The sequence below is a fragment of the Bartonella propinqua genome (assembly GCF_047263965.1).
GTDB lineage: Bacteria > Pseudomonadota > Alphaproteobacteria > Rhizobiales > Rhizobiaceae > Bartonella.
In genome coordinates, this window is the sequence record NZ_JBLEBK010000015.1 from 1 (window position 1) to 6,506 (window position 6,506).

Annotated in this window: 5 protein-coding genes and 1 pseudogene; all 6 read left to right on the forward strand. The window is 45.3% G+C overall.

Going from position 1 to position 6,506, the window contains the following annotated elements:
* Positions 1-61: 61 nt before the first annotated feature.
* Positions 62-703, forward strand: a complete 642-nt coding sequence (locus tag ACMFKV_RS06805; protein ID WP_413154862.1) for a phage baseplate assembly protein V — start codon at positions 62-64, stop codon at positions 701-703.
* Positions 700-1,041: a GPW/gp25 family protein gene (locus tag ACMFKV_RS06810; protein ID WP_413154863.1), complete on the forward strand. Its 342-nt coding sequence runs from the start codon at positions 700-702 to the stop codon at positions 1,039-1,041. Before ACMFKV_RS06805 ends, ACMFKV_RS06810 begins: the two co-directional genes overlap by 4 nt.
* Complete coding sequence (locus tag ACMFKV_RS06815) at positions 1,038-1,865, forward strand: baseplate J/gp47 family protein (RefSeq protein ID WP_336288758.1); 828 nt, start codon at positions 1,038-1,040, stop codon at positions 1,863-1,865. Before ACMFKV_RS06810 ends, ACMFKV_RS06815 begins: the two co-directional genes overlap by 4 nt.
* On the forward strand, positions 1,865-2,971 hold the full coding sequence (locus ACMFKV_RS06820; protein ID WP_413154864.1) for a phage tail protein: 1,107 nt from the start codon (positions 1,865-1,867) through the stop codon (positions 2,969-2,971). The genes ACMFKV_RS06815 and ACMFKV_RS06820 overlap by 1 nt, the downstream gene beginning before the upstream one ends.
* A gap of 1 nt (position 2,972) precedes the next feature.
* A pseudogene (locus tag ACMFKV_RS06825) lies at positions 2,973-6,115 on the forward strand (DUF4815 domain-containing protein).
* Positions 6,116-6,127: 12 nt separating this feature from the next.
* Positions 6,128-6,506: Bgr_08870 family protein (locus tag ACMFKV_RS06830; protein ID WP_413154865.1), on the forward strand; the 379-nt coding region annotated here is incomplete at its 3' end.

Sequence of the window (6,506 nt, forward strand, 5' to 3'; positions counted from 1 at the left end):
GGATTTGATCCCGAAACAGGGGTGAGCAACGAGGATAAATATCAAAAAATCGAGGGTTTTCATGCGAGAGCGGCGGGATAAAGAAATCACCGATCTCAAGCGTCGTGTGGCAAATATGGTTGTGGTGGGTAAGATTAGCCACGTTGACCATAAAAACGCACGTTATCGGGTAAAAAGTGGCAATTTGGTAAGTGACTGGCTTCCAGACACGCAAGCCCGTGCGGGGAAGACTTGTTCCTATGAGGGACGTGATGTGGGAGAGCAAGTTGTTGTTGTGTCCTCATCGGGGGATTTATCACAAGGGGTGATTGTTGGCTCCATTCATACAGATGCCAATCAGGTAGCTGATAAGGGGAGTATCCACAAAACCCTCTATCCTGATGGAACAACCATTGAATATGATGATGCGCAAAACACCTATGCACTCTCGATCAAATCAGGGGGCAAGTTTATCCTGAACATTGCTGATGGTGTTTGCCTTAAAGGAGAGGGAGGCACATTAGAGCTGACAGCCCCTGATGGCATTAAGATTGTGTCAGAAAGTGATGTAAGCTTAAATGCCGATGGCAATATTTCCCTAAAAGCTGGGGGTGGCGTTTCCATCAATGGTAGCTCTCTTACCCATAACGGTAAAAATGTTGGGGCATCCCATGTTCACGGCGGTGTTGCTTCTGGTGGTTCGATAACAGGAGTACCAAAGTGAACATAGGAATGGATCGGCAAACAGGAAAATCCCTCTCGAGCATCGATCATTTGCGTCAATCAATACTTGATATTCTCTCTACACGCATTGGGACGCGTGTGATGCGGCGTGATTATGGTTCACGCGTTCCTGAACTGATAGATGCACCCGTCAATGATGCTTTTGCTGTCGCACTTTATGCGGCTATTGCAGAGGCACTGGATCGGTGGGAACCACGCTTTCAATTGAGGGAAATTAATTTGAAATGGGTTGAGGCTGGCAAAGTGTCCTTGTCGTTTGCGGGGGTTTATTTGCCATCGGGCAAGCCCATTACCATGGAAGGACTGCTGATAAAATGAGTAAAGCACTTACCAAACCAGAGATCATCGCAGAACTTTCTTTTGAAGAGATACGCGCTTGTGCACTTGCGCATTTAAAAGAGCTGTTACCCAATTATACATTTCTTGAGAGTGATCCCGCAGTCAAAGTGATTGAGGCTTTTAGTTACAGAGAACTGCTGTTAAGGCAGCGCATTAATGATGCTGCGCGTGATAATATTCTTGATTTTTCTACAGGCAGTTCTCTTGATGAGTTGGGAGAGTGGCACGGTGTTGAACGCATGGAGGATGAGGATGATGATAGGTATCGTGAACGTATTAAGCTTCATGCGCGCAGCGGGAAAGCCAGTGGGACGGAGCCTTATTACAAGTTTGTTGCTCTGTCAGCCGATCATCGGGTGAAGGACGCAATCATTTATCGGAAAGGGAGAGACCCCACCATTCATGTTGCACTTTTTGGCAATAATGAAGCAGAAACCGTGAGCCAAGAGCTTTTAGAGAAAGTCTCAAACGCCCTTCATGAGAAAAGTGTGATTATGACCAATGATACGATCATTGTTCACGCTGCTGTGGCAAAGGTGGTAAATTTGGAGGCAGATGTTTGGCTGTTACCAGAAACAGCATTGACCATTCTCACAAAAATGGAAGCCAATTTAAGAGCAGCATGGAGGCAAGAACAAGTTCTTGGTCGCCAGTTGAGTTTATCATGGTGGGTTTCAAAACTGATGATTGCTGGTGTGCAGAAAGTGATTGCTCTGGAGCCCATGGAGGATATTGCAGTTTCAGCGGAAGAAGTGTTGTCCGTTGGAACAGTGATCTTAAATTTTAAAGGTCGGGCACGCTAATGGTTGGGTCTTTGCTTGCCAACAATGCAACAGAATTTGAGAGGTGCCTTGCGGATGTTTGTGATTTTCATCAAGATGTTGATGACATTATTTCAGGGATTTCACGCTCTAAACTTGTTACACGCCCCCCTCGCTTTTTGCCGTGGCTGATTGAAGAATACGGACTTGGTGAGTTAACCCCTTATGTTCCCAATCTTTATGATTTGCTTGATACAGGGTCTCAATGGCAAAAGATACGTGGCTCTCTAGCAGCCATTGATATGGGGCTGGCATGGCTAGGGCTTTCCGCAGATTTTAGAGCAGCATGGGTAAGGCGTGCATGGTGGAATTCCTTCCAGCTTGCTTTTGATCGTTTGCCTGAACCAAGCCAACTGGAAGCAATTGTGGAGATTACCAATCTTTCGAAAAGTTTGCGCTCTGACTTTCGATGTGCCACCCATGGTTATAGCGTTGGGGCTGTTGAAGGTAACATGTCAAGGTTAGACAATGCGCTGCTTGATCGCGAAAGCGGTGTGCGTATGGTGGCAAGCAATACGCTGTTTTCTTTTGGGCAAGATGTAGAGATTAATCACACTCTTCGCAAAGAAGAAGGCGAATTAATTGGCAATTGGATAGATGATACTGGGGAAGAATTAAGTTGGGAAGAGCTTCACTATTCATGGGAGGGGGCGAACTTTCCTTGGGTGTCTGTCAACCAGCATGAGCGGAGTATCTTTTTAGCAGGATGGTTTCAAAAGCGAACCCTTTATCTTGTGTTGAGAGATGAGGATAATGCTCTCATTGGTATTCGCAGATGCAACATTGTCCAGCCCGTCGAACAGGCATTGGAGGGCGTTTATAGCCATTCAGGCAAACAATTGAAGCCCTCAAGAACAGGCACAAGGGTCTTACTGGCTGCACGTACGGATTTTCAGGATGTTGATGGCAGAAAAGCCGCTTCCGTTTCTGTTTTAGTCCATGCAACTCCAGCAGAAAACATACCTTTGGGCAAGCTTTGGCTACAATCTGAGGAGCTCATCGGGGGCGTTAAGATCATCAAAACACCTGTAGAGATTCCTTTACGAGCCGATGTTCGCACACAATTTAAAATTTTATTGAGGTTTTAAGATGAAGCATGAAAGTGGTTTACCCTTTGCAATTGATCGATCTGTGGGCAGAGATGAGCAACAAAGTGTTGTGTTTTATGGAGAGCGCCCGTTTCTGCAAAGTGGCGAGTTGAATGAAGTTCAAACAATCATCAGAGGGCGCCATGACCGTTTGGGACGATTGGTTGCCAAAGAAGGTGATCGTATTGAGCGTGCCGATGCTTTTATTCACAAAGACAGCCAAACTGTCACATTGACAGAGGGGAAGATTTTTATAGCAGGGGATATTTTCCCCGTTTCAGAAGCTGTCTTAGAGAATGTTTCGATGATGGGGCGCAGTGAAATCGGTGTGAAACTTCAAAAAAAATGGATCACCCATGAAGATGATCCCCAATTATTAGGGCAAGTTTCAGGGACATTGGCAGAGGGTGAAGCAGGAGCAGCACGCGAAACAGCCAAGCTTGTATGGGCACTCAAAGATGACCCACAGGAAGGCACGTTTTTCCCTGTCTATGTGCTGCAAGATGGGATTTTGATTGACCAAAAATCTCCCTCTCTGCTTGAACCTGCCATGCAAGCCATTGCCACTTACGACCGTGCCCATGGTCATTATATTGTGAGCGGCTGTCGTGTTACAGCATTAGGCAAAGAGGGAGGAAATCAGGTTTTTAGTATTCAAGAAGGGGAAGCCAATATTAATGGTTTCAAACGCAAGCGCCTTGCGGCTTTGAGATATGAAGAAGCGGAAGATTTCTCCGAAGGGGTCGTTCCAAGTGAGACGCATATTTTTTCCCCACAGCAAGGGGAGAAAAGCTTCACCTTTAAGACCTACTATGCGCCTCTTGCCACGATTCATTCTCTTTTGCTGACCAAAGAAAAAACCGTGAATGTAACCCGTGGTGCGATAGCTTCGGGACGCGATGGAATGCCTGATAAAAGCATTACGTCTTTTGAGAAAGTTGTCCAAGGCGACAAGGAATTTGTCGAGGGCGTAGATTTTAAAAAGACGGGTGATACGATTGATTGGGTATTGATGGGTGATGAACCGCGTGCAGGCAGTAGTTATACAGTCACCTATCGCTATCGTGCACAAGTGATGGCTGATAAAATAACAGCACAAGAAATCACGCTCTCCGATGGAGCACAGGGGGGTGATATTATTGTCAGCTATACGTATAAATTACCCCGTATTGATCGTATAGGAATGAATGGGCAAGGCAGTGTGGTTTATATCAAGGGGGTTTCCGCAGATGATCCCATGGCACCCAGTGTGCCTGATGATGTGTTGTCTTTGGCAACAATAACCAACAATTGGATAGATTTCCCCATTGTCAAAAATGATGGCACCCGTGTTGCCCCCCTATGATGAAGATGTGGCGTTATTTTCAGCGGGTTTTATCTCTTGATCGTCTCATGCAGTTAGAGCGCATTAAAAGTAATGTGGATTCAAAAGAGCCTGTGGCAAAGAAAGGCATGTTTGCCGATCCTTTTCTTGATGACAGCTATCGCGATGAGGGCTTTCCACAAACAGGCGCGATTGGTAACGGCATTTTGCAGCTTGCCATTGAGCCAACATTTTACTACGCGACGTTAAAAACCCCTGTCACTCTTGATTGGGAAAATGAAGTGATTATTGCACAAGAGCTAAAGACGGCTTGTGAAAAAATCAATCCTTATCAAAATTTTGCACCACTGCCCGGTACTCTCACACTTACTCCCGCAACAGACTTTTGGCATGAACAACGCACAGAATGGCTCTCTGGCGTGACCAATCAATTGTTTATGGGAAGAGCGAGAAGAGGGAGCACGACTGTGTCAGTCAGAGATAATTTGGTGAGCGCGCGTCAGGAGCAGATTGATTTCTTAAGGCAAATTGAACTGGAGTTTAAAATTGAAGGTTTTGGTAAGGGGGAAATCTTAGAAAGCCTTACCTTTGATGGTGTGAGTGTTTTGCCAAAGACTCTTCACGCTGCCAATGCCAATGGTATCATTGAAGGCAAGTTTAGCATTCCTAAAAATATTACTGCGGGCACAAAAAATGTTGTGGCAAGGGGCAAGGGAGGAACAACAGCAACGGGTCTTTTTACGGGGCAAGGTGTGATTGATGTGCAAGTGATGCGACGCACCACAACGGTGCGTGTCTGGACAAAATCTGATCCACAGGCACAAGTGTTCATCCCCGATGAAACGCGGCAAGTCACAGGGGTTGATTTTTACCTTTGTAAAATTGGCAATCCTGCCAATGATTTGATGATTGATTTGGTAACAACAGACAATGGCACTCCCACTGCTGATGTTCAAGCACAAACCCCTTATTCGATGAAGCAAGCCAAGATGGGGTGGGCAAAAGCGCGCTATGATGTACCGTTAACGGTTCCAGATGACCGTCTTGCCGCTTTTGTGATTAAGACCGATGACAGTGAGCATTCGGTTGGCTTGGCAAAACTTGGGGATTTTGATGTAGACAAGCAAAGATACGTGTCTAGCCATCCTTATGTGACGGGTCCCCGCTTTTCTTCAGTCAATGCACAAACATGGACAGCCCACCAAGATGAAGCACTGACGTTTCGTGTGCTTGCGGCACACTACACACAAACAGAAAAAATTGTAGAGTTAGGGGAGTTTGATCTTGTTGATTGCTCTGACTTGCAAGTGCGCGCAGCGATAGAGTTGCCTTCCAGTGATTGTTCTGTTGTGTTTGAAATTGAAAGAAACAATGGCACAATTTACCAGCTTCTCCCGTTTCAATTGCTCAGTCTAACGGAATATCTCAGTGAGAGAGTTCAGCTGCGCGCCATCCTCAAGGGCACGCAAAAGCTCTCGCCTGTTTTGTTTGCTCCTATTGAGCTTATTGCGGGCAAAATCCATAAGCAAGCCACTTACGTTACACGTGCCTTTGCTTTTGGAGAAAATTCAAAACTAACAAGCTATATCAAGACCTTTTTGCCGAGTGGTTCGGTGTTTTCAATGGATATTCAATTTGATGACGGTGATTTTATACCACTAAAACTAGAAGAGACAGAACAATTGAGCGAGCCGCTTTGGACGGAGCGTAAGTTCATAAGTGATAACAAAACAGCCAAACAAGCACGGTTGAAATTTACACTGACTGGTAGTCCTGCGGCACGGTCGATGGTGCGTGATTTTGGTGCAGGCATATTATGATTGGAGAAAAATATGGCAAAGACAAAAAAGTTAAATATGGAACTCCCAAAAGAAGGGCGCTTTATCAGCTCTGAATTTCCGATTTTGCGTAACAATTTGACAATAATTGACCAAGCAATTGCGGATGTTGATAAGCAAGTAAAAGAGAAAGCTCCTTTACAGCACATACATGAGATAAGTGATATCACAGGTCTTGAAACAGAACTTAAAGGCAAGATGTCAGCGGATAAAACCTTCTCTTTTGCAGATTTGGCAGATGTGGAAGGTGCGCAAGATGCAGCGAATAATTATGTTTTGTACAAATCGAGCAATAACCATTTTACCTTTGGCAGTGCTAAGTCGCTGTTGGGTGTGCACCAGCATAAAATGGAAGATATCGTTGGGCTTGAGG

Coding starts and splice junctions, on each gene's coding strand:
- ACMFKV_RS06805 (WP_413154862.1), top strand. CDS start 62: ATGCGAGAGCGGCGGGATAAAGAAATCACCGATCTCAAGCGTCGTGTG.
- ACMFKV_RS06815 (WP_336288758.1), top strand. CDS start 1,038: ATGAGTAAAGCACTTACCAAACCAGAGATCATCGCAGAACTTTCTTTT.
- ACMFKV_RS06820 (WP_413154864.1), top strand. CDS start 1,865: ATGGTTGGGTCTTTGCTTGCCAACAATGCAACAGAATTTGAGAGGTGC.